This window comes from Paenibacillus sp. UNC496MF (genome assembly GCF_900113915.1).
GTDB lineage: Bacteria > Bacillota > Bacilli > Paenibacillales > Paenibacillaceae > Paenibacillus_Z > Paenibacillus_Z artemisiicola.
The window spans coordinates 338525-362423 of the sequence record NZ_FORE01000005.1; the positions used below are offsets into that span (position 1 = coordinate 338525).

28 protein-coding genes and 1 riboswitch are annotated in these 23899 nt (G+C 58.9%); of the genes, 6 read left to right on the top strand and 22 right to left on the bottom strand.

Annotated elements, in window-relative coordinates:
- Nucleotides 1-109 precede the first annotated feature (109 nt).
- The 8 genes from acpP to BMZ79_RS06405 form a co-directional block, all read right to left on the bottom strand.
- Nucleotides 110-346, bottom strand: coding sequence for an acyl carrier protein (acpP, locus tag BMZ79_RS06370; protein ID WP_090637695.1), 237 nt, complete (start codon nt 344-346; stop codon nt 110-112).
- Between the two features lie 95 nt (nt 347-441).
- Complete coding sequence (gene fabG, locus BMZ79_RS06375; protein WP_090637697.1) at nt 442-1191, bottom strand: 3-oxoacyl-[acyl-carrier-protein] reductase; 750 nt, start codon at nt 1189-1191, stop codon at nt 442-444.
- Between the two features lie 384 nt (nt 1192-1575).
- Nucleotides 1576-2502, bottom strand: coding sequence for an ACP S-malonyltransferase (gene fabD, locus BMZ79_RS06380; protein ID WP_090637699.1), 927 nt, complete (start codon nt 2500-2502; stop codon nt 1576-1578).
- A 60-nt stretch (nt 2503-2562) separates the two neighbouring features.
- Nucleotides 2563-3549, bottom strand: a complete 987-nt coding sequence (locus BMZ79_RS06385; RefSeq protein WP_090638734.1) for a beta-ketoacyl-ACP synthase III — start codon at nt 3547-3549, stop codon at nt 2563-2565.
- Nucleotides 3550-3563: 14 nt separating this feature from the next.
- Nucleotides 3564-4553, bottom strand: coding sequence for a phosphate acyltransferase PlsX (plsX, locus tag BMZ79_RS06390; RefSeq protein WP_090638736.1), 990 nt, complete (start codon nt 4551-4553; stop codon nt 3564-3566).
- On the bottom strand, nt 4537-5154 hold the full coding sequence (gene fapR, locus BMZ79_RS06395) for a transcription factor FapR (protein WP_090637701.1): 618 nt from the start codon (nt 5152-5154) through the stop codon (nt 4537-4539). Before fapR ends, plsX begins: the two co-directional genes overlap by 17 nt.
- A 264-nt stretch (nt 5155-5418) precedes the next feature.
- Nucleotides 5419-5592, bottom strand: a complete 174-nt coding sequence (rpmF, locus tag BMZ79_RS06400; protein ID WP_090637702.1) for a 50S ribosomal protein L32 — start codon at nt 5590-5592, stop codon at nt 5419-5421.
- Between the two features lie 54 nt (nt 5593-5646).
- A complete protein-coding gene (locus BMZ79_RS06405; protein ID WP_090637705.1) occupies nt 5647-6159 on the bottom strand; it encodes a YceD family protein in 513 nt (170 codons plus the stop codon).
- 112 nt (nt 6160-6271) lie between these two features.
- On the opposite strand from BMZ79_RS06405, the gene BMZ79_RS06410 reads away from it, so the two are divergent.
- Both BMZ79_RS06410 and BMZ79_RS06415 read left to right on the top strand, forming a co-directional pair.
- Nucleotides 6272-7516, top strand: coding sequence for a nucleotidyltransferase (locus BMZ79_RS06410; protein WP_090637707.1), 1245 nt, complete (start codon nt 6272-6274; stop codon nt 7514-7516).
- A gap of 96 nt (nt 7517-7612) precedes the next feature.
- Nucleotides 7613-8791, top strand: a complete 1179-nt coding sequence (locus BMZ79_RS06415; protein ID WP_090637709.1) for a nucleoside recognition domain-containing protein — start codon at nt 7613-7615, stop codon at nt 8789-8791.
- Here the strand turns inward: BMZ79_RS06415 and coaD are convergent.
- The 12 genes from coaD to BMZ79_RS06475 form a co-directional block, all read right to left on the bottom strand.
- Nucleotides 8788-9327: a pantetheine-phosphate adenylyltransferase gene (coaD, locus tag BMZ79_RS06420; RefSeq protein WP_090637711.1), complete on the bottom strand. Its 540-nt coding sequence runs from the start codon at nt 9325-9327 to the stop codon at nt 8788-8790. The genes BMZ79_RS06415 and coaD overlap by 4 nt on opposite strands.
- Nucleotides 9328-9330: 3 nt before the next feature.
- Nucleotides 9331-9912, bottom strand: a complete 582-nt coding sequence (gene rsmD, locus BMZ79_RS06425) for a 16S rRNA (guanine(966)-N(2))-methyltransferase RsmD (RefSeq protein ID WP_090637713.1) — start codon at nt 9910-9912, stop codon at nt 9331-9333.
- A 185-nt stretch (nt 9913-10097) separates the two neighbouring features.
- Nucleotides 10098-11063, bottom strand: coding sequence for an ABC transporter ATP-binding protein (locus tag BMZ79_RS06430; protein WP_090637714.1), 966 nt, complete (start codon nt 11061-11063; stop codon nt 10098-10100).
- Nucleotides 11060-12058: an ABC transporter ATP-binding protein gene (locus BMZ79_RS06435; protein ID WP_090637716.1), complete on the bottom strand. Its 999-nt coding sequence runs from the start codon at nt 12056-12058 to the stop codon at nt 11060-11062. Before BMZ79_RS06435 ends, BMZ79_RS06430 begins: the two co-directional genes overlap by 4 nt.
- Nucleotides 12059-12082: 24 nt before the next feature.
- Nucleotides 12083-13000 (bottom strand): ABC transporter permease, encoded by a 918-nt coding sequence (locus BMZ79_RS06440; RefSeq protein ID WP_090637718.1) that lies wholly within the window; start codon nt 12998-13000, stop codon nt 12083-12085.
- Nucleotides 12997-13932: an ABC transporter permease gene (locus BMZ79_RS06445; RefSeq protein WP_090637720.1), complete on the bottom strand. Its 936-nt coding sequence runs from the start codon at nt 13930-13932 to the stop codon at nt 12997-12999. The genes BMZ79_RS06440 and BMZ79_RS06445 overlap by 4 nt, the downstream gene beginning before the upstream one ends.
- A gap of 87 nt (nt 13933-14019) precedes the next feature.
- A complete protein-coding gene (locus BMZ79_RS06450; protein WP_090637722.1) occupies nt 14020-15642 on the bottom strand; it encodes a peptide ABC transporter substrate-binding protein in 1623 nt (540 codons plus the stop codon).
- A gap of 264 nt (nt 15643-15906) precedes the next feature.
- Nucleotides 15907-17109 (bottom strand): peptidylprolyl isomerase, encoded by a 1203-nt coding sequence (locus BMZ79_RS06455; protein ID WP_256252582.1) that lies wholly within the window; start codon nt 17107-17109, stop codon nt 15907-15909.
- Nucleotides 17110-17253: 144 nt separating this feature from the next.
- Nucleotides 17254-17943, bottom strand: coding sequence for an LrgB family protein (locus tag BMZ79_RS06460; protein ID WP_090637724.1), 690 nt, complete (start codon nt 17941-17943; stop codon nt 17254-17256).
- A complete protein-coding gene (locus BMZ79_RS06465) occupies nt 17933-18298 on the bottom strand; it encodes a CidA/LrgA family protein (protein WP_256252583.1) in 366 nt (121 codons plus the stop codon). The genes BMZ79_RS06460 and BMZ79_RS06465 overlap by 11 nt, the downstream gene beginning before the upstream one ends.
- Before the next feature lie 4 nt (nt 18299-18302).
- On the bottom strand, nt 18303-19265 hold the full coding sequence (locus BMZ79_RS06470; protein ID WP_090637726.1) for a D-2-hydroxyacid dehydrogenase: 963 nt from the start codon (nt 19263-19265) through the stop codon (nt 18303-18305).
- A 592-nt stretch (nt 19266-19857) separates the two neighbouring features.
- Nucleotides 19858-20172 carry a WGxxGxxG family protein gene (locus BMZ79_RS06475; protein WP_090637728.1) on the bottom strand — a complete coding sequence of 105 codons (315 nt, stop codon included), beginning with the start codon at nt 20170-20172 and terminating at the stop codon, nt 19858-19860.
- A 506-nt stretch (nt 20173-20678) separates the two neighbouring features.
- Between BMZ79_RS06475 and BMZ79_RS06480 the strand changes: the two genes are divergently transcribed.
- Nucleotides 20679-20996 carry a metal-sulfur cluster assembly factor gene (locus BMZ79_RS06480; protein ID WP_090637729.1) on the top strand — a complete coding sequence of 106 codons (318 nt, stop codon included), beginning with the start codon at nt 20679-20681 and terminating at the stop codon, nt 20994-20996.
- A 92-nt stretch (nt 20997-21088) separates the two neighbouring features.
- On the opposite strand, the gene BMZ79_RS34170 is transcribed toward BMZ79_RS06480, so the two are convergent.
- Entirely contained in the window at nt 21089-21256 is a 168-nt protein-coding gene (locus BMZ79_RS34170; RefSeq protein ID WP_177222031.1) for a hypothetical protein, read from the bottom strand.
- 18 nt (nt 21257-21274) lie between these two features.
- A riboswitch (cyclic di-GMP riboswitch) is annotated at nt 21275-21348 on the bottom strand.
- 27 nt (nt 21349-21375) lie between these two features.
- Entirely contained in the window at nt 21376-21609 is a 234-nt protein-coding gene (locus BMZ79_RS06485) for a hypothetical protein (RefSeq protein WP_143088898.1), read from the bottom strand.
- Nucleotides 21610-21971: 362 nt separating this feature from the next.
- On the opposite strand from BMZ79_RS06485, the gene BMZ79_RS06490 reads away from it, so the two are divergent.
- From BMZ79_RS06490 to BMZ79_RS06500, 3 genes are all read left to right on the top strand, one after another.
- A complete protein-coding gene (locus BMZ79_RS06490) occupies nt 21972-22442 on the top strand; it encodes a hypothetical protein (RefSeq protein WP_090637733.1) in 471 nt (156 codons plus the stop codon).
- 31 nt (nt 22443-22473) lie between these two features.
- Entirely contained in the window at nt 22474-22638 is a 165-nt protein-coding gene (locus BMZ79_RS34175; RefSeq protein WP_177222032.1) for a hypothetical protein, read from the top strand.
- A 585-nt stretch (nt 22639-23223) separates the two neighbouring features.
- On the top strand, nt 23224-23745 hold the full coding sequence (locus tag BMZ79_RS06500; protein ID WP_090637737.1) for a hypothetical protein: 522 nt from the start codon (nt 23224-23226) through the stop codon (nt 23743-23745).
- Nucleotides 23746-23899: the final 154 nt, after the last annotated feature.

Genomic DNA, 23899 nt, shown 5'->3' on the forward strand with positions numbered 1-23899 from the left:
CTATCTATAAAAACGCTAATGCGCTTTCAGCTGTTAGGAATGCAAAATCATTCGCATCGCACGAATATGGAGAGAAGTCCCGCTTTGCAACGGGACTTGTCATTTTTTATTACTTCGCCAGAGAAGTTATGTAGTTAACGACTTCCCCTACACTCGTAATTTTCTCTGCATCTTCATCAGAGATTTCCATATCGAATTCGTCTTCCAGTTCCATGACCAATTCGACGACGTCAAGAGAGTCCGCTCCGAGATCTTCTTTAAACGAAGCTTCAAGCGTTACTTCCGACTCGTCAACGCCAAGGCGGTCGACAACGATGCGCTTTACACGATCATATACATCGGACATCCGGTTCACCTCCTCCATGGTATTATACGAGAATCGCGGACAAAATGCCATACATCAAACGGCTCGCCCGCTTTTACAGGCCGTGTGCGAAAAAACTACATGTACATGCCGCCGTCGACATGAATCGTCTGGCCGGTCATGTAAGCAGCCGCCTCCGACGCCAGGAAACGGACCGCGGACGCGATATCCTTCGGATCGCCGAGCCGGGCGAGCGGAATGTCCCCCTGCAGCTTCTCGCGCATCTCCTGCGGCAGCTTGTCCGTCATGTCCGTCTGGATGAAGCCCGGCGCGACGCAGTTGACCGTGATGCCGCGCGAAGCCAGCTCGCGCGCGGACGCCTTCGTCAGGCCGATAACGCCGGCTTTCGCGGCGACGTAGTTGGCCTGGCCGGGATTTCCCAGAACGCCGACAACGGACGAGATGTTGATGATGCGGCCGGAACGCTGCTTCATCATTTGGCGCGTCACGGCCTTGACGCCGTTGAACACGCCTTTCAGGTTCGTCTCGATGACTTGGTCGAACTCTTCTTCCTTCATGCGCATGATTAGGTTGTCACGCGTAATGCCCGCGTTATTCACCAAAATGTCGATCGCGCCGAACGTTTCGACGACTTGCTTGACCATGCCGTCGAACTCGTCGGCTTTGCCGACGTTCGCTTTCAGCACGAGCGCGCGGCGACCGAGCGCCTGCACCGCTTCCGCGGTTTCGGACGCGGCCGCTTCGCTGCCGGAATAGTTGATCGCGACGTCCGCGCCGGCTTCCGCCAAGGCGATCGCGATCGCGCGGCCGATGCCGCGGGATGCGCCCGTGACGAGCGCGGTTTTGCCTGTAAGGTCTGCGAACACTGTGATTCTCCTTCCCCTAAATCCCCCTTCCCAGGAAGGGGGACCCCAAAGGACTCCGTCCTCTAGGCACCTGTATGGTATAACGTTGGCGAGGCCGAGAAGCGCCCCCGGGTCACGTCGTGCCGGGCCTCGCTTTCGTCCCTCGCGGGACACGCTTGACGCATGGCGCTCGCGAGTTCCCCGGTGTCCCTTGCGGGACCATGAGAACGTCGCGCGGCGCCGAGACGCGGGTTGCGGCCGTTCGAGCGTATCCCCGCTTTCGTCCCTCGCGGGACACGCTGCACGGCGCGATGCGAGCCGTCGCCTTCGGCTGGCTTGCCGCAAGCGGCAGGTCCCCGCCGCTGCTGTTGGTCAGTTGCCTGCGGCATCCGCCGCATGCGACGACTACAGCGCGGCGGCTTTCAGCGCTTCCAGGCTGTTGATCGAGACGACGTTGACGCTCTTGTCGATCTTCTTGATCAAACCGGCCAGCACCGTGCCCGAGCCGATTTCGACGAACGTGTCGACGCCTTGCTCGATCAGATGGCGGACGCTGTCTTCCCAGAGTACCGGCGAGTAGACTTGCTCTTCGAGCAGCCCCCGAATGTCGGCGCTCGACGTGACCGGGCGCGCCGTGACGTTGGCGATCACCGGCACGGCCGCATCCTGCATGGCGACGTTCGCCAGGACAACCTTCAACCGTTCGGCGGCCGGCTTCATGAGCGACGAGTGGAACGGTCCGCTCACTTCCAGCGGGATGACGCGCTTGGCGCCGGCTTCCTTGCCGCGCTCGACAATGGCTTGTACCCCCGCCGCCGTGCCCGATACGACGATTTGGCCCGGGCAGTTGACGTTCGCGAGCTCCACCGCGCCGGCGTCGGCCGAGACCGATGCGCACAGCGCCGCCAGCGCTTCGCGTTCGGCGCCGAGCACCGCCGCCATGGCGCCTTGGCCGCTCGGCACCGCCTGCTCCATGAACTCCCCGCGCGCGCGAACCGTGCGCACCGCGTCCGCGAAGGACAACGCGCCGGCCGCGACGAGTGCGCTGTATTCGCCGAGCGAGTGGCCGGCGACGAAGTCCGGCTTCAGCGGGCCGTCCTTCAGCGCCTCGAGGAACGCGGCGCTGACGGCAAGCAGCGCGGGCTGCGTGTTGACCGTCTGCTTCAGCTTCTCCTCAGGCCCTTGGAAGATCAGCTCGCTCAGCTTGAAGCCGAGCGCCTCGTCGGCAGCGTCGATCACGTCCCGGGATGCGGGAATCGCTTCATAGATATCCTGCCCCATGCCCACCGTCTGCGCGCCTTGGCCGGGAAATACGAATGCGGTTTTGCCCATCGATAAACGACCTCCGACTTTAAAATTCTGCGAATAAGATAACCGATAATGGGTCGATGATTACCAAACCAAGACCGACGCGCCCCACGTCAACCCGCCGCCGAAGCCGACCAGCACGATCGTGTCGCCTTCGCCCACGCGTTGCTGCTCGACGGCTTCCGCCAACGCGATCGGAATGGACGCCGCCGAAACGTTGCCGTATTTATCGAGGTTGATCATGCATTTCTCCTGCGGCAGATCCAACCGGTTCAGCGCCGACTGGATGATCCGGATGTTCGCCTGATGCGGCACGAGCAGGTCGATCTCGCTCTTGTCGACGCCCGCTTTGCGAAGCGCCTCTTCCGCGGCGTTGCCCATGATCCGCACGGCGAACTTGTACACCTCGTTGCCGGCCATATAGATGAAGTGCTGCTTGCCTTCGACGCTGTCCGCCGTGGACGGCATCCGCGATCCGCCCCCGCACACGCGAAGCAATTCGCCGCCACCGCCGTCCGCGCCGAGCTCGAACGATTTGAACCCGCGGCCTTCGGGCACTCGGCCCAATACGACCGCGCCCGCGCCGTCCCCGAACAGGATGCACGTATTGCGGTCGGTGTAATCCGTAATCCGGGACAAGCATTCCGCGCCGACCACCAGCACGTGCTTGTACATGCCGGTCGCGATCATGTTGCTCGCCGTCGCCAGGCCGTAGATGAAGCCCGAGCAGGCCGCCGACAGATCGAACGCCGCCGCTTTCCGCGCGCCGAGCTTATCCTGCACCAGGCAGGCGGTCGACGGGAAAAACATGTCCGGCGTAATCGTCGCGACGATAATCAGGTCGATATCCTCGGCCGTCAGCCCGGCCGCCGCGATCGCCTTGAGGGAAGCCTGGTACGCGAGGTCGGAGGTCGCCTGCTCCGGCGCGGCAATGCGGCGCTCGCGCATGCCGGTCCGCGTGACGATCCACTCGTCGTTCGTCTCCACCATCTGCTCCAGGTCTTTATTCGTCAAAATGCGTTCGGGCACGTATTTGCCGGTGCCGATGACGCCTACGGGGTGCAGCTGCATGTTCATGCTTCCACTCACTTCCTGCTAATTTCGGCGGCGATCGAAGCCACCAGGTTGCTTTCGATCGCCAATTTGGCTTGCCGGACCGTGTTTTTGACGGCTTTGACGTCGGACGACCCGTGACATTTGAAGACGAGACCGTTGATGCCGAGCAGCGGCGCGCCGCCGTGCTCGTTGTAATCCATCTTTTTGCGAAGCAGGCGGAGCTTCGGCATGACGACCGCGGCGGCCAGCTTCGACAGCAGCGAGCTCGAAAAGACGTCGCGAAGCGTCTTGAACAACGTGCCGGCCGTGCCCTCCATCGCTTTCAGCATGATGTTGCCCGCGAAGCCGTCGCAGACGAGCACGTCGCAGTTGCGCAGCAGCACGTCCCGGGCCTCCACGTTGCCGATGAAGTGAATCGGCGCGGCTTCCAGCAGGTCGAACGCCGCCTTCGTGAGCTCGTTGCCCTTCATCGCCTCGGTGCCGACGTTCAACAGGCCGACGCGCGGCTTGTTCAGTCCGTTCATTTTGGCCCGGTAGATGCTGCCCATGATCGAGTACTGCAGAAGATGCTCCGGCTTGGCGTCCATGTTCGCGCCCAGATCGAGCGCGAGCACGCCGACGTCGTCCATCGTCGGCAGCATGGAGACGAGCGCCGGGCGCTCGATGCCCTCCAGCCGTCCGACGACGAGCAGCCCGGTCGTCATGAGCGCGCCGGTGTTGCCCGCCGAGAGCATGGCTTCCGCCTTGCCTTCGCGGACCAACTGCCCCGCCATGACCATCGACGACGACTTTTTGCGGCGCACCGCCTTCACCGGCTCGTCGTCCGGGCCGATGACGTCGTCCGCGTGAACGATCTCGATGTTCGGCGGCACCTGCGCGCCGAGATGCGTCTTGATTTGATCCGCGTCCCCTACGAGCAGGATCCGGACGCCGTGCATTTCCGACGCTGCTTCCAAGGCGCCCTTAACGATAAGCGAGGGGGCATGGTCGCCTCCCATCGCGTCAATTGCGATCCGCACCATCCAATCCTCCTTCGATGACCGACTCGCCAGCGGAACGATAAATGAGAAAGTTGCCCTGGAATACCATTTCGTCGCTTACATAAGAAATGACTTCGACCTTCGCTTTGCTGCGGCCGCCGGAAATGGACCTTACGTATGCTTTTGCAATGCATTTCTCGCCAAGCTTGACTTGCCGGACGAAACGGATGTCCGCTTTCGCCGTCAAGGCGATTTCATCGTTGATGACCGCGACCGCGAGCGAATTCGCCTGCGCGAACACGTGATGGCCGCGGGCGATGCCGGTTCTGGAAAAAACATGCTCGTCTTTGATTTCGAATACGGAAATGCCGCTGCAGTCCAGCTGCAAATCCACGATATCGCCGATCACTTCGTGCAGCGGCAGGGAACGGACCGGATCGTACGAACGTTCGGCCATCAGCTTCATCCGCTCCCGAAGCTCGGGAATGCCGAGCTCGAGCCGGTCGAGCCGCACCGTCTGGATGCTGACTTTCAGCCTGCGCGTCAGCTCTTGGTCCGTTATGAAAGGATTGTCTTCGATCAGCGACGTCAACAGCTGGTGACGCTCTCGTTTGGGAAGCCGTTCGATGGTCCGCACCACCTTTGCCTGTTGGTCTAAGTATATGCCCCGGCCCGCGTTCATACGCGGCGAGGCCGAACCGGCGCCCGTACCCGGGAAAGACAACCGCGTTACAATCAGCTATTATAACCAGGTACTAACAGTATATAGAAGAACGCCGCTCCGCGCAATGTCGGGCGGCCGGCCGGCATAAAAATAGCACTTCATCCGACGATGAAGTGCCGCTCGCGCCTGCCATCAAGAAATAGCACCCCATCTTGCGATGAAGTGCTATTCGCGCTCAAACTATTGTTTGATGATTTCTCTCGATTTGTAGGTTCCGCAAACTTTGCATACGCGGTGAGCCAGTTTCAATTCTCCGCATTGATCGCACTTCACCATGCCCGGCACCGCCAGTTTGAAATGCGTGCGGCGTTTGTCACGACGCGTTTTGGACGTTCTACGTTGTGGTACTGCCATGTTTCCCACCTCCTTAACAGAATTGCATCGAACCGCGCCCAGGAGCGAAGGCTCCTAGGACTGCGTATCCTTAAACAAGTCCTTCAATGCGGCAAGCCTCGGATCGATCCGATCGTTCGAGCATCCGCAATTGTGCTCATTCAGATTGGTTCCGCACGTATGGCACAGGCCCTTGCAGTCCTCGCCGCAGAGCGGCACGAAGGGCAACGCAAGCAGCAGCATCTCTTCGAGCATCGGCTCGAGCTCCAGCTTGTCCTCCTCCACCGGCGTGACGTCTTCCGGCTCCGACCCGTCCATGCTCGCTTCCAACTTGAAGCGTTCGTGGAACGGAAGCACGACGTGCTCCTTGGTCGGCTCCAAGCAGCGGGAGCAAGACAATTCCACGTCGAGGGACAGTTCGCCCTCCACATGGGCAATCCCTTCTTCGCCCCACGCCTTCGCGTTCACGTCCATCGGACTCGCGCTCAGGACATCTTTGCGCACTTGCTTCAGCCAATCGGTGTCCAAGCTGGTCTTGAACGTCGTCGCCGTCGCTTTGGCGGCCACTTCCCGTACATGAATCTCCATGGTATCACTCCAAACAAACAAAGTTTATTATATCGATTCCCGGATCGTTTTGTCAACATTTTCACGTCGTGCTATAGTGAAAAAGATACGAAAAACGGACGGAGGTCGGACGATGCGCACGGTCGGCATCATTGTCGAGTACAACCCGTTTCACAACGGTCATCTCTATCATTTGCAGCAATCGCTGAAAATAACGAATTCCGACGCCGTGGTCGCGGTCATGAGCGGCCATTTCCTGCAGCGGGGCGAGCCCGCGCTGCTCAACAAATGGACGCGCGCCGAGATGGCGCTGCGCGGCGGCTGCGACGTCGTCATCGAGCTGCCCGTCGCCTACTCCACGCAGGCGGCGGAATGGTTCGCCTACGGCGCCGCGGCGCTGCTCGACGCGACCGGCGTCGTGGACGCGCTCTGCTTCGGCAGCGAAGCGGGCGACATCGCGCCGCTGCGCCGGGTCGCGCGGCTGCTCGCGCGCGAGCCGGCCGCCTTCGCCGGGCTCATGGCGGCCGAGCTGCGCACGGGAGCGAGCTATCCCGCCGCGTACAGCGCCGCCGTCCGGCGGTTCATGGCCGAGGCGGGCGACGCGGAAGCCGCGGCCTTCCCGTTCGAGCAGCCGAACAATACGCTCGGGCTGCATTATCTGCTGGCGCTGGAGCGGCTGGGCAGCGCCATCGAGCCGTTCTCGCTGCGACGGGAGAAGGCCGGCTACGCGCAGACGACGATTACGGACGCGCAGATCGCGAGCGCGACGGCGATCCGCAAGCTCGTCGCGGAGTCGGCATCGCCGGCGTGCGCCGCGCCGTTCGTGCCCGCCTCGACGCTCGAGCTGCTGCTGCGGGACGACGCGCTCGGCAGAGGCCGAAACGGCTGGGAACGGTACGCCCTGCAGCTGTTTCACAAATTGGCGGGAGAGCCCGCGGACGTGCTCGGCCGCTATCACGAAATGAGCGAAGGACTGGAGCACCGCGTCAAACGGCTGCTTCCCGGGCTCGATGCCGTCGCCTTCGAGCCGCTGCTCGAGCGGCTGAAGACGAAGCGCTACACGCGCACGAAGCTGCAGCGCGCCCTGCTCGCCGTCCTTCTCGGGCACGGCAAGGAACAGCTCGCGCCGGACCGTCTGCGAAGCGGCGTGCAGTACATCCGCGTGCTCGGCTTCAGCCCGCGCGGACGCGAGCTGCTGAAGCGCATGCGCGCCGCCGCCAAGCTGCCGATTCTGAACAGCGCCGCCGGGGCGCCGGGCGAGTATCCGTATTTGACGCTGGACGTCCAAGCCACCTCGGTCTATGCCCTGGGCTGGCCGAACGCCGCGCCCCGGGATCTGTTTCGCGATTACTACGAGAAACCGGTCACCATCGGCTAGCGAGGAGCGAAGCAGGTCTATCCGCGTCCAGACAAGCGTACACATGTAATGGCCCTGGCATGGCCAGGCCCTACCCTGTACGTGGAGCGTGGTACGATGAAACGCACCGTAACGCTTGCCCTATTATCCATCCTGCTCGTAGCGGCTATCATCACGAAGCCGGACGAAGCGTTCCGGGCCTCGCTGCAAGGCTTGACGGTCTGGTGGAATATCGTGTTCCCGGGATTGCTTCCGTTCTTGACGCTGCTCGAGCTGATGACGGCGTTCGGCGTCGTCCATGCCTTCGGCACGCTCCTGCAGCCGCTGATGCATAAGCTGTTCCGCTTGCCCGGCGAAGCCGGCGTCGCCGTTGCCTTCGGCTGGACCGGGGGCTTCCCTTGCGGCGCCGAAGCGACGTCGTCGCTGCGCAAAAGCGGCGCCTTGTCCGCGGCCCAAGGCAACCGCCTGCTGGCGCTGGCGCACATGCCCAACCCGATCTTCATCATCGTCGTGGTCGGGACGGGTTTCCTGCATCGCCCCGAGCTCGGCGTCGCCATCTTGCTCGTCGTCTGGCTCGCGGCGCTCGCGCCGGCGCTCGCGCTCGCGAGATTGGCGAAGCGCGAGCGGGCCGAGTCGGTCTCCCCGCCGCCGGCCAATCTCCTTCGCCGGGCCGCGGCCGCGATGCGGGACGCCCGAAAGCGAGACGGCCGCTCGTTCGGCAAGCTCCTCGGCGACGGCGTCACCGCCGCCGTCTACAAACTGATGGCCGTCGGCGGCTTCATGATTTTCTGCGCCGTGCTCGTTCGGTTGCTGGCGCCGGCGATTCCCGGCATCGTGCCGGCCTACGCGCTCCCCGGCTTGATAGAAAGCCACATCGGCTCCTATGCCGCCGCATCGGCTTCGTTCGCCGGCGGGCTGCCTTGGAAAGCCGCGGCGGCGGCGGCGGTGCTCAGCTGGGGCGGCTTCAGCGCCATGCTGCAGGCCGGCGCGGCGGTCATCGGCGCCGGTCTCTCCCTACGGCTGCTGGCCGTGTCCCGCGTTTTGCAAAGCGCGATCGCGTTTCTGCTCATGCTGCTGGCCTGGAAGCCGATCGCCCGGCTCACGGACGGCATCGCGCCGGCTTTCTCGGCGTTCTCCGGGCGAGAGGCGACGTCCTTCGCCCCTTCGGGCGCCGTGCGCGCGTCCGAGCTGCATACGCTATGGCCGTATGCGCCCGCCGTGCTGCTCGCCTTCGTCGGCGCGCTGCTCTTGCTGTCCGCCGTCTCCGCGATCGCGGCCAAGCTGCGGCTTCCTTAGCCTTGCGGACCGTTCGCGCCCGCGCTTTCCGAGAACTTGGCGATCAGCGCCCGCTGCACTTCGGGCGGCACCAAATCCTGCACGTTCCCGTGGAACATCGCGATCTCTTTCACGATGCTGGAACTTAGATACGAATATTTCGGATTCGTCATCATGAATATCGTTTCGATGTCGCCGTCCAATTGATGGTTCGTCGACGCCATTTGAATCTCGTATTCGAAGTCCGTCACGGAACGGATCCCGCGCACGATGACGTCGGCCTGCCGCGACTTCATGAAATGGACGAGCAAATCGCGAAAGCTGTCGACGGTCACGTTCGGCAAATCCTGCGTCACCTCCGCCAACAGCTGCTTGCGCTCCTCGACGCTGAACAGCGGCTTCTTGCTCGTATTGTTAAGCACCGCCACGATCAAACGATCGAACTGCTTCGCGGCGCGCCGGATAATGTCCAAATGCCCGCACGTGACCGGATCGAAGCTGCCGGGATAAACCGCCACGCGGCTCCCGGGCGATCCGGTTGTAGGTGTTGCTTCCATGATTCAATCCTCCGTTGGCTCTTGCCCGTTCTCCGCTTCGTAGCGGTAAATCGTGACCGCGGTATCGCCGTAATGCGTATGTTTGATTTGGCTGTAATGATCCATCGCTTCGGGATACAAGTGTTCCGCGTCATGCTCCACGACGAGCTTCGCGCCATCCACCAGCAGCCCGCGTTCCGCCAGTTCCCCCATCAGGACGTCCATGTCCTTCATCCGGTACGGCGGATCCAAGAACACGAGCGCGAACTTCAACCGGCGCTTGGCCAGCGCCTTGACGGCCCGCACGGCGTCGGTTCGATAAATTTCCGCGCGATCCGACATGCCCGCCGCCTGCACGTTCTGCTTCACGACTTCGATGCTGGCCCCTTCCAAATCGACGAACACGGCTCTGTCCGCTCCTCGGCTCAGCGCCTCGATGCCCAGTCCGCCCGTGCCGGCGAACAAATCGAGCGCCAAGCCGCCGTCGAAATACGGACCGATCATGCTGAAGATCGCTTCCTTCACTTTATCGGTCGTCGGGCGCGTGTTTTTGCCCGGCACCGCTTTTAAAGACCGGCCTTTCGCCGTGCCTGATATGACTCTCAATGCTGCGACTTCCCCTTTCCTCTGCAACCAACCCGCATACGCTAGATATCGTATCACAATTCGACCGGCAAATTAAAGAACGGGCGGCCGCGCAGCCCAAAAAATCCCCCTCCGCCGCCGTCGGTCAAACCAAAAAGCGCTCCGCCGAAAGGCGGAACGCTTTTCTACTATAATAAGGGCATGAATTACGCGTAATGGCAAGCTGCCCAGTGGTTCGGTTCCACTTCGCGGAACGCCGGCACCTCCGCGGCGCACTTCTCCGTCGCGAACGGACAGCGCGTGCGGAACGGACAGCCGCTCGGCGGATTGATCGGGCTCGGCAGGTCGCCGGACAAGACGATCCGCTCCTTGTGATCGGCAACGTCGAGATCCGGTACCGGAATCGCCGACATCAGCGCCTTCGTATACGGATGCTTCGGGTTGGCGTAGAGCTCTTCGCTCTCCGCGAGCTCCACCATCTTGCCCAAATACATAACGGCTACGCGGTCGCTGATGTGCTTGACCATCGCCAGGTCGTGCGCGATGAACAAGTACGTCAGGCCGAAGTCGCGCTGCAAATCCTGCAGCAGGTTGACGACTTGCGCTTGGATCGACACGTCGAGCGCGGAGATCGGCTCGTCGCAGACGATGAATTTCGGATTGACCGCGAGCGCGCGGGCAATGCCGATCCGCTGGCGTTGACCGCCGGAAAATTCGTGCGGATAACGGGAAGCGTGCTCCGGACGGAGTCCGACGCGGTCAAGCAGCCGCTCGACCTGCAGACGGCGGTCTTTGCTTCCGTTCGCCAAACCATGAATGTCCAGCGGCTCGGCGATCAGGTTCTCGACCGTCCAGCGCGGATTGAGCGACGCGTACGGATCCTGGAACACCATCTGCATTTCGCGCCGCAGCGCCTTCAGCTTCGAGCCTTTGGCCTGCATGATGTTCTGGCCTTTGAAATTGACGACTCCGGCGGTAGGCTCATACAATCGCAGGATCGTGCGTCCGGCCGTGGACTTGCCGCAGCCCGACTCGCCGACCACGCCGAGCGTTTCGCCTTCGCGAATGCCGAAGCTAAGGTCGTTGACGGCCTTCAGCGTCTGATTGCCGCCGACCTGGAAAAACTTTTTCAAATGATCGACTTCGATCAACACGTTGTCTTTTTTGCTCATGCGCTCGCACCCTCTTTCATAGCCGGGTCATGGAGCCAGCAGCGCGCCGTTTGCGTCTCGCTGATCGTGTAGTTGACCGGGTCGTTGTCGACGCAGATGCGCATCGCTTCGTCGCAGCGCGCGCAAAACGCGCAGCCCTTCGGCGGAGCGGACATATCCGGCGGCGTGCCGACGATCGGAATCAGCGGCTCGTCCTTGCTGTGGTCCAGGCGCGGCAGCGAACGCAGCAGGCCTCTCGTGTAAGGATGCTGCGGGTTTTTGAAAATTTCGTACTTCGTGCCCGTCTCCACGACTTTGCCGGCGTACATGACGACGACGCGGTCGCAGGTTTCGGCCACGATGCCGAGGTCATGCGTGATCAGGATGATGGACGTGCCCGTTTTCTCCTGCAGCTCTTTCATCAGCTGCATGATTTGCGCTTGGATCGTGACGTCGAGCGCGGTCGTCGGTTCGTCGGCGATCAGCAGCGCCGGGTTGCACGCGAGCGCGATCGCGATCATGACGCGCTGCCGCATGCCGCCGGAGAACTGATGCGGGTATTGACGCACGCGGTCATTGGCGTTCGGGATGCCGACCAGCGTCAGCAGCTCGATCGCGCGTTCCGTCGCCTGCGATTTCGTCATGTTCTGGTGCTTGATCAGCACCTCGGTAATTTGGCGGCCGACCGTGAGCGTCGGATTCAGCGACGTCATCGGGTCTTGAAAGATCATGCCGATCTTATGACCCCGGATCGCTTCCATTTCCTTCTCGGATTTCTTCAGCAAATCTTCGCCCATAAATTCGATGGTGCCTTGCTTGTATTCGCCCGGAGGCGTAGGGATCAAGCGAAGAATCGATTGGGCCGTGACGCTTTTGCCGCTGCCCGATTCGCCGACGATCGCTACGGATTCGCCGCGTTTGACATCCAGAGTGACGCCGCGCACAGCTTGTACTTCTCCACCGCGCACATGAAACGAGATATGCAAATCGTTGATGCTTAATATCGGATCGTTCATAGAGCTCACTCCCAGCGCTGAAATTTATTTTTTCATTTTCGGGTCGAATGCGTCCTGCAGACCGTCCCCGAAAATATTAAAGGCAAGCATCATGATGCTAAGCAGGGATGCCGGAATAAACATCGTCCATGGATAGAGCGTCCAGGACGAAATGGCTTCGCCGATCAAGGAACCGAGCGACGCGGCCGGCGATTGTACGCCCAGGCCCAGGAAGCTGAGGAACGCCTCGGAGAAAATCGCCGACGGCACCGACAAGGTAACCGTTACGATGATCGGACCGAGCGTGTTCGGAATCAAGTGCTTGAACAGGATGCGCGCGTTGCTTGCGCCCATCGACTGCGCCGCCAGCACGTACTCCTGGTTTTTCAGCTGCAGGATCTGGCCGCGCACGATCCACGACATCGTAATCCAGCCGGTAATCGACAACGCGATGATAATGGTCGTCAGGGACGAGCCCATAACGACGCTAAGCAGGATGACGACGAGCAAATGCGGAATGGCGTAGAGCATTTCCGCGATCTTGTTCATGGCGCCGCCGAGACGTTTGCCGGCGTAGCCCATGATGCCGCCATAGATAATGCCGATGATCAAATCGAATAGCGCGGCCGCGACGCCGACCGTAAGCGAGATGCGAACGCCCAGCCAAGTGCGGGTAAATAAATCACGGCCCAGATTGTCTGTTCCGAACCAGTGCTTGGCCGACGGGGCGGCGAACGTATCGTCGAGATTATTCGTGTACGACGTATACGGCGACAGCATCGGACAAACGATGGACAGCACGGCGATGACGATCAAAATATACAAACCGGTCATGGCCCAGCCGTTGCTGCGGAGCCGTGCCCAAGTAATTTGCCAAGTTGAACGGCTCTCGGTTGCGATAACCTCGGCCTCGGTATGCTTTTTTTCCAAACGTTCGAACGGAGACGGAGCAGTTTGACTCATGATTTAACTACACCTCCGCTCAATTTAATGCGTGGATCCACAAAGATGTACAGGATATCCGTAACGAAGCGTGCGGCCATCAGAATGACGGCATAAAAAATCGTAATCCCCATGATTAGCGTATAGTCACGGTTCATGACGCTGTCCACGAAGTAAGCGCCCAAGCCTGGGAGTCCGAAAATTTGTTCGACGACGACGGAGCCGGTAATGATGTTCGCGGTCATAGGTCCCAAATACGTCACGACGGGCAGAATTCCGTTGCGCAGGCCGTGCTGCCACAAAATCGCCCGCGGCGTCAAGCCTTTGGCCTTCGCGGTGCGAATATAGTCGGACGTAAGCACTTCCAGCATGGTCGAACGGGTCAGACGCGCGATAAACGCGATCGGAAGCGTACACAACGCAATCGTCGGAAGCACGTAGTCCAACGGACCTTCCAAGCCCGCAACGTGAAAAATCGGCACTTTAACCGCCAGAAAATATTGAATGATCGCGCCGATAACGAAGTTCGGCACGGAAATGCCGATAACGGCAAGAAACATCGCCGTATTGTCGACGAGCCCGCGATGCCGGAGCGCCGCCATCATGCCCAAATAAACCCCGATAATGACAGAAACAACGACCGCGATCGCACCGACTTTCGCAGACGTTCCGAAGGAATCCGATATGATGCTGGTCACCGTACGGTTTTGGCTTTTCATCGACAATCCGAGATCGAACTGAAACAGCTTCTTCATATAGATCAAGTATTGCTCGCCCAGCGGTTTGTCCAAACCGTAGTGCGCCATGATGTTCGCCTTAATTTCCGGTGGAATAGCCTTCTCTTGGGTGAAAGGGTCCCCAGGGACTGCTTTCATTAAAAAGAAGGTTGCGGTGGCTAGAATCAGAAGGGAAAACACGATGTTGATAAGTTTACCACCCAAGTACCGAACCATCCTAAGCACTCTCCAATCATAGAGAAGGGATATATATGGGTATACCACATATATCCCTATGTCCCCTGAATTCTTATTGCTTATTTATTATTTTTCGATCGAAATGCGCGTATAATCCACATTGCCGCTGAAATCAATGACGTAGTTTTTCACGTACGGCTTGATCAGCTGCGCGGAAGAGTAGTAGTAAAGCGGCATGATTGCTTGATTGTCGCCAATCAGGATTTTCTCCGCTTTTGCCATTGCGTCAACGCGTTTTTGTTGATCTGCCGTAGCGTACGCCTCTTTCACCAGCGCGTCGTATTCGGGATTTTTAAAGCCGATGTCGTTGTTGCCGCCTTTCGACGTGAACATGTCGATGAACGTCATCGGATCGTTGTAATCCGCGCCCCAGCCCGCACGAGCGATATCGTAGTTCAGGCTTTGACGGTTTTTCAGGAAGACCTTCCATTCCTGCAGCTCGAGCTTGGCATCAATGCCGAGGTTTTCTTTCCACATGTTCGCGATCGCTTCCGCAACCGTTTTATGCAGGCCTTCGTTGAAGGAGAGCGTGAATGCAGGCATCGACGTCATGCCTTCTTCTTTCAGACCTTCGGCAAGCAGTTCTTTCGCTTTCGCTACGTCTTCTTTGAAGTAGTCGTCCTTCACTTCGGAACGATATTCGCCGTTCACGCCGTGGATACCGGTCGATACGAAGCCGTAGGCAGGTACTTCGCCAGCTTTCGTAACTTTGTCAACGAGGTCTTGACGATTGATTGCCATCGAAAGAGCTTGACGAACTTTAACGTTATCGAATGGTTTCTTCGTGTTATTGAAGTTGTAGTAGTACGTGCTTGCGATACCTTTGATGGACAGCTCTTTGCTGTTTTCTTGACGGTACTTGTCCAGTTGCTCAGGCGGAATTGCACCTGTAGGTTTACCTGCCCAATCCAGCTGGCCGGTCTTGTACATGTTCAGCTCGGTGTTCGGGTCTTTAACCATCGAGAACTTAACGCTTTTCAGCTTGATGCTGTCTTTATCCCAATAGTTTTCGTTCGGCACGAGCTCGATGGAATCGCCGTGCTTCCACGATTTCATTTTGAACGGGCCATTGCTGATATAACCGTCGGCTTCCGCGAAGTTCGCGTCTTTTTTCACCGGATAAGCCGTGAAGAACGCCGCGATGTTCAGGAAGTAAGGCGTCGGGTTTTCCAGGTCGACTTCAAGCGTCCTGTCGTCGAGCGCTTTGACGCCGACTTGGCTCGGATCCGTGATATGATCCGGGTTGTCCGTCGCGATGTTGTAATTCTGGCCGTTCTTGATGTAGTAGAGCTGGTAAGCGTATGGCGCCGGCGGGTTGAGCTTCGGGTCGAGCGTACGCTTCCACGAATACTCGAAGTCTTGCGCCGTTACAGGGTCCCCGTTGGACCATTTTGCATTGTCGCGCAGATGGAACGTGTATTTTTTGCCGTCCGCGGAAACGTCCCATTTCTCGGCTACGCCCGGTACGATATTACCGTCGGCGTCTGCGCGCGTCAGACCTTCGTAAAGGCCTGTAAGTACCGTAAACGATACTTGGTCTTGCGCTTGCGAGACGTCAAGACTAGGCGGTTCGGACGTCAGGTTCATCCGGAACGTTTCGCCGGAGCCCGATCCGCTCTTCCCGCAGGCAGCCAAAACTCCTGTCAGGACCAGCATGAGTGAAACTAAAAGCAGCATTTTCTTTTTCATTCTTCAGAGCCCGCCTCCATGCAAAATGTATAATTTTTTAAATCCTGTAGCCAATCATACATCCTTTTTTACAATTTGTAAAACACAATTTGAACGCTTGTAAAGATTTACTATCCCTCGATGTCAATTAAGTTGACATTTATGTAACTGGTAGCGGATTCATGGTTGATGCGCCTCAGTTTCCTTATCATTATATCCGTAACGCAAAAAGCACCGCAGGCCAAATTATGGCTTGCGATGCTTCTACTTGCTTGATCGGCGAGCTTAATTGTTCGTCGTCGCGTTGCCTGTCGCGGCGTTACCCGTCGGGACGTTGCCCGTCGAAGCGTCGCCCGTCGCGGCCGCGGCGGTCGAGAGCGTGTTCGTGATTTGCGATTTCTTCTTCAAATCGTCCAGCCATGCCGTCGACAGGTCGGAGACTTTCGACTGGATCAGCTGTTCCTTGATCTCGTCTTTCTTCTCGGCCAACGTCGACGCTTTGGCTTCGTGACGGTCCGTGACCTTGATGATGTGATAGCCGTACTGGGATTTGACCGGCTCCTTCGTCATTTCGCCGACCTTCAGCGCGAACGCCGCTTTCTCGAAAGCCGGATCCATGGCGCCTTTGCCGAAGAATCCGAGGTCGCCGCCATTGTCCTTCGAGCCCGTATCCGTCGATTTCTCTTTGGCCAGCGCCGCGAAGTCCGCGCCGCCTTCGAGCTGCTTGATGATCGCGTCGGCTTCTTCTTTCGTCGCGACGAGAATATGCGACGCCTTGACTTCTTCCGGCTGATCGTATTGCGCTTTGTTCTGGTTAAAATAATCTTCGACGTCTTTGTCGGTCACTTGCGCCTGCGGCTCGAGGATTTTGCGGATCCGCAGCTGCATCGGCGTTTGCGCCTTCAGGTCGTCCAGCGTCATGCCGCTTTGCTGCAGCGCGCTTTCGAACTCGGCTTCCGACGGGAAGCGCTTCTTGATGTTCGCGATTTCCTTGTCGACGTCCGCATCGGAGATGACGATGTTCTTCTTGTCGGCTTCCTGCTTGATGAGTTCGTCTTGAATCAGGTTGTCCATCGTTTGCGCGCCGCCGAGCTTGGCCATCGCGTCATAGAGCTGATCCTTCGTGATCGATACGCCGTTGACGGAACCGACCGCCTGCTTGCCCGAGCTGCCGCCGAACGGAGGCTTGATCAAGACGACGATCAGAATCAGCGCGAGACCCAGGGAAATATACATCCACGCCTTGCCGCCGCGGGACGGCTTGGAGACGAATGCCGCAGGCACCGCCCGGCGCGCGTCGTCTTCCCGCTCTTCCTCGTCCCGATCGAAAGGCTCGTCCTTATGATCGTCCGCGTCCGCGAACTCGGCCTCGTTCGCCGCTGCTTCGCGTTCGCGCGCGGTTTCTTCGGTATCTGCGCTCGCTTGGGTGGTGTCTTGCTCCAACGATTGCTCGTTGTCCTGCTTCAATTCTTTCTCTTTGTCGTTCAACTTGAAATCTCCCTTCCGGCAATTAGCTGTCGTCTTATCTCTACTGTGTCACTATAGCAGAAAAAATATCGACAAACCTTAAGAAAAGATAAAAGTTGACTCGACAGGTTTCGATCGCATTTCGTTCGCGATCCGTTCGCGCGTTTAAAGCAGCCACGCATGCACGGGAAGGAGCAGTACCGGCGTAAACGCCGCGCTCGCCGCCATCGCGAAGCCGCTGAGTCCGCCGCGTTCCTCCGATTCCGCGATCAGCCGCGCGGAACCGATGCCGTGGGCGGCGGCGCCGATCGCGATGGAGGACGCGATCTTGCCGGAGACGCCGCACAGCCGCAGCAGCCACGGCCCCGTCACGCTGCCGAACAGGCCGGTCAGCACGGTCAGCGCCGCCGTCAATGCCGGCGAACCTCCGAGCCAGCCGGACAAATCCACGGCCACCGCCGACGTGACGGACTTCGGCAGCGCCGAGCGAAGGAAGGCGCCGGTGCCGCCGAAAGCGAGCACGCACGCGGCGTTGACGAGCAGGCCGAGCGCGCTCCCGGTCAGCGCTCCGAGCACCAGCGACGGCAGCAGCGCCTTCAGGCGCATGGCGTGCTTGTACAGCGGGACCGCCATCGCCACCGTGGCCGGCCCGAGAAAGAACGACACGAGATCGCCGCCGATGCGGTACGCGTCGAACGAAATGCCCGCAAACCGGAGGCAAAGGTAGACGATCAAAGGCGCGCCGATCAGCGGATGCAGCCACGGGAGCCTCCGGTATGCGAAGACGGCCGCCGCGTATGCCGCGAGCGTAAGCGTCGTTCCGAGCAGCGGGTCGGCCATCAGATTAACGTTCATGCCCAGCCGCCTCCCTTTTCTCCCGCTCGCGCATCAGCCATTTCGTCGCGAGTCCCGTTCCGACCATCACGGCCGACGTGCCGGCCGTGAGGCCGACGAGCGCCGCCAGCCACGATTCTCCCAGCATCGGCGCGACCGCGGCGGCTCCCGCGAGCAGCGGTACGAAGAACAGCATCATGTGCTTGGTCAAAAACGCCGCGCTGCCCTCGACCCACTCCAGCTTGATCACCCGCAAGAACAGCGCGGCCGTCAGCAGCAGCAGCCCGAGCACATGCGACGGCAGCGGCACGCCGGCCGCTTGGTGAAGCAGGAAGCCGGCGCCGTCGAAGCCCATGATGATGCAGAAGCCCCGCACGCCGTCAGTTCACCCGGTTGACGGCGTTCCCGCGCAGGAACGACCGCACATTGTTCGCGGCGATCGCCATGAGCCGGCGCCGCGCTTCGACGGTCGCCCAGCCGATGTGCGGCGTGACGAGGCAATTCGCCGCCGCGAGCAGCGGATGGCCGGGCGCCGGCGGCTCCGCGACGAGCACGTCCAGCCCCGCTCCGGCAATGCGCCCTTCGTTCAGCGCGTCGGCCAGCTCTTGCTCGACGACGTGAGCGCCGCGCGCCGTATTGACGAGCAGCGCGTCCCGCTTCATCAGCGCCAGCGTATCGCGGTTCACGATCCCCTGCGTGTCCGGCGTGAGCGGACAATGCAGCGAGACGATATCCGCCTCGCGGAATGCGTCCTCCTTCGTCACGAACCGGACGGCTTCCAAGCCCGCGACGTCCTTCGGCGTGCGGGTATGTACGATCACCTTCATGCCGAACGCCAGCGCGATCCGCGCGACTTGTCGGCCGATGCTGCCGAAGCCGATCAACGCGAGCGTCTTGCCGGCCAGCTCGCGCAGCGGCGACAGCGTGAACGTGAAATCCGGCCCGGCCGCCCAGCGGCCGCCGCGGGCGGCGTCGCTGTGAACGCCCACGCGGCTCGCGAACTCCAGCAGGAACGCGAAGACAAGCTGAGCGACCGAAGCGTTGCCGTAGTCCGGCACGTTCGCGACGACGATTTCTCTTGCCGCCGCCTCATTCAGGTCGATGATATTGTAGCCGGTCGCCAATACGCCGATATAGCGCAGCGACGGCAGTTGCCGGATGACCTCCGCCGGAAGCGGCGTTTTATTGGTCAATACCAGCTCCGCTCCTGCCGCGCGGGACACGATCTCCTCGTACGCGGTGCGATCGTATACCGCCAGTTCCCCTAGTCCCCCGATCTCGTCCCAGCTCAAGTCGCCCGGATTCAGCGTGTAACCGTCCAACACCACGATCTTCTTCTGCATGCGATCCCCTCTCCGCTTCCAAGTCTGGCAGTGCTCTAAGAAGATCATACAACAGGAATTCGGAAGCCGTAACGCATTTCGGGAAAAATGATTTCCAACCCGAGGTATAAGTCGCCGCAATCTGGGTATTCTGAAGATATCGGCGTCGCGAGATGCCGTAGACAACCGCGGAGAAGACTTACGTTTCCCCATAAGCTCTTCGTCCGGTTTCTCCTCTCCCATGAAAGGGGCCCTTCGAAAGAAGGGCCCCGGATTTTTTATATCCCCGGAAGCTCTCCGTTTCCGAATGATTTTCGAAACCTGCGCTTCCGCATCGTCATTTCACTGCCCGCTATCGCCCCATGAGCTAACTGCGCGGCGTTAAAGCTAACCTACGAATGCTTCCGAGTTAACGGGAGTTACGCTTATTACTGGAAATATTTCAATCCGCTGGTTTATGACTTCTATATAAATGATAATGAATTCTGCCATACCCTCGTAACAGTGCCGTTCACTTAACCGGACAGCAGGCCTTCTTTTGAAAAAAAATGAAAGCCCCGGCGTAAATTCGCCAGGGCTTTTTTATCTTGTTGCTTCGGATCGTTAACGCTTATTAGCTGCGTTCCGGGTTACGGTCATGGTTACGGCTTCTTAAGCCGGCCAGACCGATCAATCCCAACAATCCCAGCCAACCCCAATCAAAATCATTGTCGTTATCCACGGCGTTGGCGCGGTAATTGCCGCCCGTCGCGGTCGAGGTCGCGTTGTAGCTGTTCGTATTCATTCCGCGCCCGTCGTACGACTGATTATTCATAACCCCGTTGTTACTTTGGTTCGTGGCCGTTCCATGAGCTTCTAGGATGCCGGTGCCCAGCATGAAAGCCAAACAGCCGACCAGCAGCGTTGCCAAACCGAATTTCTTCTTCAAATGAATCTAACTCCTCTACAGGGTAGTTTATATTTCTAACGTTGGTTTTCCCGCAGCCGAGTCTAAATATTCGGGAAATGCTCCCATTCGTTTGGCCGCGGTCGGCTTCCGGAATAGTTGGCGTCGCATCCCGTTGCATGAACGGAAAGAAACGCGAGCGTAGTAAAGAAAAGTATGAATGGCCAAAGCAAAAGCCGGGAAACAAGCCGAAGGCATGAATTCGTGAGTAGAGCCCGGAGGAATCGCGCGAAGACCGGAATCCGGCAGGCCAGGCGGCCCAAGCATGTTGCTGCTCGGGGGTCATGTACGGCTTCGTCTGCATTGGGGACCGATTGTATGGGGGATGATCGGATTGGCAAGCGGCACCGCGATCGGCTTTGCGCTCGATAAAGCCGTAAAGACGGCTTCCCGCAAAAAGAAACGCGGGATAGAACGGCGGCGGAGATAGCTCCGCTTCGCCCGGGGCATGCTATAAGCAAATCGAGGATCAAAGGAGCGGGTACCCGATGAACAAGGAAACGGCGATCTTGTCCGCGCTGGAGGAAGTCAAGGATCCCGAGGTCGGCGCGAATATCGTGGATTTGGGGCTGGTCTACGGCATCGATGCGGAAGCAGACGGGACCGCGGTCATCCGAATGACGCTGACCATCCCGGAATGTCCGCTCGCCGACGATATCGTACGGGACGTGAAGAACGCGGCATTGTCCGTGAGCGGCGTCAACGACGTGCGGGTGCGCCTGGTGTGGGAGCCGAAGTGGACGCCGGCGATGATGAACGACAACGCCCGGGAAGAGATTCGCGCGCTTCGCCAGGCGGGGCACTGATTAAGCCCGGCTTCATAGAAGAACAGCTTGCCGCGATATTCCGCCGCAGGCAAAACAAAAGCCGCCTTCCGGTCAAGCCCGGTTTGGCGGCTTTATCGTTTCGCGTTCAATTCGCTTCGGAGAAAGGCCAGGAACCGCAGCGCTTCTTCGCGCGTCAACTCCCGTTCGCCCAACGCAAAATTAAATTGCTTCAGAATGGTCTCATCGTCCAAATGAAGCGCGTCGACTAGGTCCTGAATATGCTTGTCGATGTCAACCACGGCCAATTTCCCTCCTCATCCGGCAGCTGGCTGGCATTGAAGCCCCTATAGCTTTGCGTCACCATTTTTCAATGGTTTTGCCTTGACTTGCATACGTTTGATCGGGAAACGATGAATGCTTAAGGAAGACGGAGTCGTTGCGCTAACGAACGTCCCGGATCCGCGGGATGCTCATCCGGGATCTGATCGGCATTGCCCTCGCAAGTCTCTTCGTCCATGCTTATCGCAAACGCCTGGCCTTCTGTCTCTCTTGGGCCTGCTTCAACATCCAGTTCGGCGTCTTTCCACGCGTTGAATTTAACTGAACTAATCCCGAGTTGCCGTATTATATCACTTAAATCCAACTTCATCAATTTCCCTTCCTCCCATCCGCCTAAGGCATTCATAACGAACCAACATCATTAACCATATCAAGAATCGGACGAGGAAGTTGTCGAACGAGGCCGGCGATTTTTGTCGAAATCAACTTCATTTACCACATCGAATTTTTATTGACAAGCCGCCCCTTTTGTGTTCTCGAAAATGATCGCTTTTGGCGGACCGTCCCGATCCGCGAGGCGCCCGGCTTTTTTCGGCGAGATTGCCGATTCGACAAAACAAACGGCCGCCCGCTCCTGCGGTTCGACTTACTTTTTAGCCGAGATTTAATAAAATACTGTTATTCCGAAAACATTCATGATCAATGATACGATCAAAGGAGAATACAACCCGTCCTATGAAAACAAGAGAATGCTCCACCCAAGCGACGTTCGAAGCGCTTATTTCGCGCATGGTCATTGCGAGAACGAAAAGAGAAGCCGTCGAGAAAGCAGCCTACGAATTGAACGCGCATAATGCCGACGCCGACCGGATCACGCTGCGCGGCGAACGGGGCGAACCGTTCCTCTTCTTCGTCGTCAAGGTCGAACTGCTGGATTGGCATGACGCGGACCTGACGGATTGCTGCCATCAATTCAAGGTTTTCGGCCGGATGCGCCTGGCGCTCCGGCCCCAGCAGACCGCGTTCGATCCAAGCGGCGAAGGGGAGCGCGGAGCCTTCCGCCTGCCCGTCACGTCCGTCGGCGACAACCCCGTGTTCGTGCTGCCGAACGGATCGGAGCCTTGTTTCTTGACGGTGCTGCAGCAAAGCATGTCGTGGGAATCTTCGCGCATCAAAAGCATCGCTCACCTTAGCAAGCTTGCTTGAACCCGAAATCATTCATCGAGGAGATGGTAACATGCGGACGATCTACGAAAACTACAGAGGCTTTACAATTTTCAAGCAAACGAACAATTACAATGCGGTCAAGAACAGTACGGACGACAATCAAAACGAAATCGTGTTCTGCCACCGGCAGCTGGGCGAAGTCCTGAACACGGTTGATAAGTATATCGAAGAATAACCGGGCAGCCGGAACGAATCATCCCGCCCATGACGGAAACGAATCCCCTAAAGCAACCCGCGATCGCAGAGCAACCCGCGCCCGGCAGCCGTATTCCGGACCGGGTTGCTTGTTTGCCTTCCGTCCCTTCGCCGAGGCGGCGTCCGGCTTCACGCGCTTTCAGGCGGTTCGGAGGTCCGGCATCACGGCCAGAATCCGCGCGACGCGAAATACGCGAGGCGCCCGTTTCTCCATATCGAACGCTTTGACGCGATCCCCTTGAACCGCATCCACCCGAATCCGGCGCTGCGTTATCCGGCCGGACCGATCGCAGTATATCATCGTCACGACCGTACCCACGTATTTTTGGGGCATCTCCAATCCCTCCTGATCCGTTTCCGTCTTTTTCTACAGTATAGAACAGAACGCTTGTTCCCATCAAGCGTCAATCTCGTTCGTCCGTCCGGGAAATACCGGAAATCCAATTATGAATTATATTTTCCATTTTTTACAACACTAAATTATTGTTATTTCTGGAGGAAAACGTTTCTTGGCAAGGTACTCATGTAGAGCGATGTAATTATGATCAGAAAGGAATGTTCGAGGTTGAAAGCATTCCATCTTGACCGGACGGGTTCGATTCGGGAACATGCCGAAATCGGGCTGTTGAAAGCGCATGGTTTGACGGAGCCGGCCATGGCGGAGACGCTGCGCGCGCATTACCCGCACGGCCTCTCGTATCACGGACGAGCCTATTTCACGGAAAACCCGCTGCACGGCCGATTCGGAATCGAAGCGATCTTCGAATACGAACGACGCCTGCATTTCCCGGCGCTTCCCTCCCGGTTCGAATCGTTCTTCGCCGCGGCGACGCTCGAGGAGCTGATGTTTCAATGGTACCCGCGCTTGCTGCCTCCCTACGAGAACGGGCATGTCTGGGAAATCGAGTTCGAGCATGCCCATCATGCGACGCTGGATGCCGCCTGGCTTCATTACGGACACCCGGAATCGTTCTGGGCATGCGAATGCAACGCGCGCAAGTACTGGAGCGGGGAACGCAGCGATGCTCCGTTGATGGAAATCATCGTCAAGCCTCCGCTTACGGCGACCCGGAAAGTGCGGTTTTGAACCGTTCGCCGGCTTAACATGAAAGCGTTTCAACGACGAAAGACCCGCCTGGCGCCTCTTTGAACCTCGAAGCGGCCTCCGGCGGGTCCTTTTCGTATTCAACTGGCCTGCCGCGCCCGACGGCTCGCGGACGCGGGTGCTGCACCGGATCCGA

Bases quoted from the DNA above. Each gene is read 5' to 3' on its own strand.
- BMZ79_RS06410 (WP_090637707.1), top strand. From the start codon at position 6,272: ATGCGCACGGTCGGCATCATTGTCGAGTACAACCCGTTTCACAACGGT.
- BMZ79_RS06470 (WP_090637726.1), bottom strand. From the start codon at position 19,265: ATGCAGAAGAAGATCGTGGTGTTGGACGGTTACACGCTGAATCCGGGC.
- BMZ79_RS06430 (WP_090637714.1), bottom strand. From the start codon at position 11,063: ATGAGCAAAAAAGACAACGTGTTGATCGAAGTCGATCATTTGAAAAAG.
- BMZ79_RS06440 (WP_090637718.1), bottom strand. From the start codon at position 13,000: ATGAGTCAAACTGCTCCGTCTCCGTTCGAACGTTTGGAAAAAAAGCAT.
- BMZ79_RS34175 (WP_177222032.1), top strand. From the start codon at position 22,474: ATGCGGACGATCTACGAAAACTACAGAGGCTTTACAATTTTCAAGCAA.
- BMZ79_RS06490 (WP_090637733.1), top strand. From the start codon at position 21,972: ATGAAAACAAGAGAATGCTCCACCCAAGCGACGTTCGAAGCGCTTATT.
- acpP (WP_090637695.1), bottom strand. From the start codon at position 346: ATGTCCGATGTATATGATCGTGTAAAGCGCATCGTTGTCGACCGCCTT.
- rpmF (WP_090637702.1), bottom strand. From the start codon at position 5,592: ATGGCAGTACCACAACGTAGAACGTCCAAAACGCGTCGTGACAAACGC.
- BMZ79_RS06435 (WP_090637716.1), bottom strand. From the start codon at position 12,058: ATGAACGATCCGATATTAAGCATCAACGATTTGCATATCTCGTTTCAT.
- BMZ79_RS06480 (WP_090637729.1), top strand. From the start codon at position 20,679: ATGAACAAGGAAACGGCGATCTTGTCCGCGCTGGAGGAAGTCAAGGAT.
- BMZ79_RS06450 (WP_090637722.1), bottom strand. From the start codon at position 15,642: ATGAAAAAGAAAATGCTGCTTTTAGTTTCACTCATGCTGGTCCTGACA.
- BMZ79_RS06415 (WP_090637709.1), top strand. From the start codon at position 7,613: ATGAAACGCACCGTAACGCTTGCCCTATTATCCATCCTGCTCGTAGCG.
- fabD (WP_090637699.1), bottom strand. From the start codon at position 2,502: ATGGGCAAAACCGCATTCGTATTTCCCGGCCAAGGCGCGCAGACGGTG.
- BMZ79_RS06405 (WP_090637705.1), bottom strand. From the start codon at position 6,159: ATGGAGATTCATGTACGGGAAGTGGCCGCCAAAGCGACGGCGACGACG.
- BMZ79_RS06385 (WP_090638734.1), bottom strand. From the start codon at position 3,549: ATGCAGCTGCACCCCGTAGGCGTCATCGGCACCGGCAAATACGTGCCC.
- BMZ79_RS06445 (WP_090637720.1), bottom strand. From the start codon at position 13,932: ATGGTTCGGTACTTGGGTGGTAAACTTATCAACATCGTGTTTTCCCTT.
- coaD (WP_090637711.1), bottom strand. From the start codon at position 9,327: ATGGAAGCAACACCTACAACCGGATCGCCCGGGAGCCGCGTGGCGGTT.
- BMZ79_RS06460 (WP_090637724.1), bottom strand. From the start codon at position 17,943: ATGAACGTTAATCTGATGGCCGACCCGCTGCTCGGAACGACGCTTACG.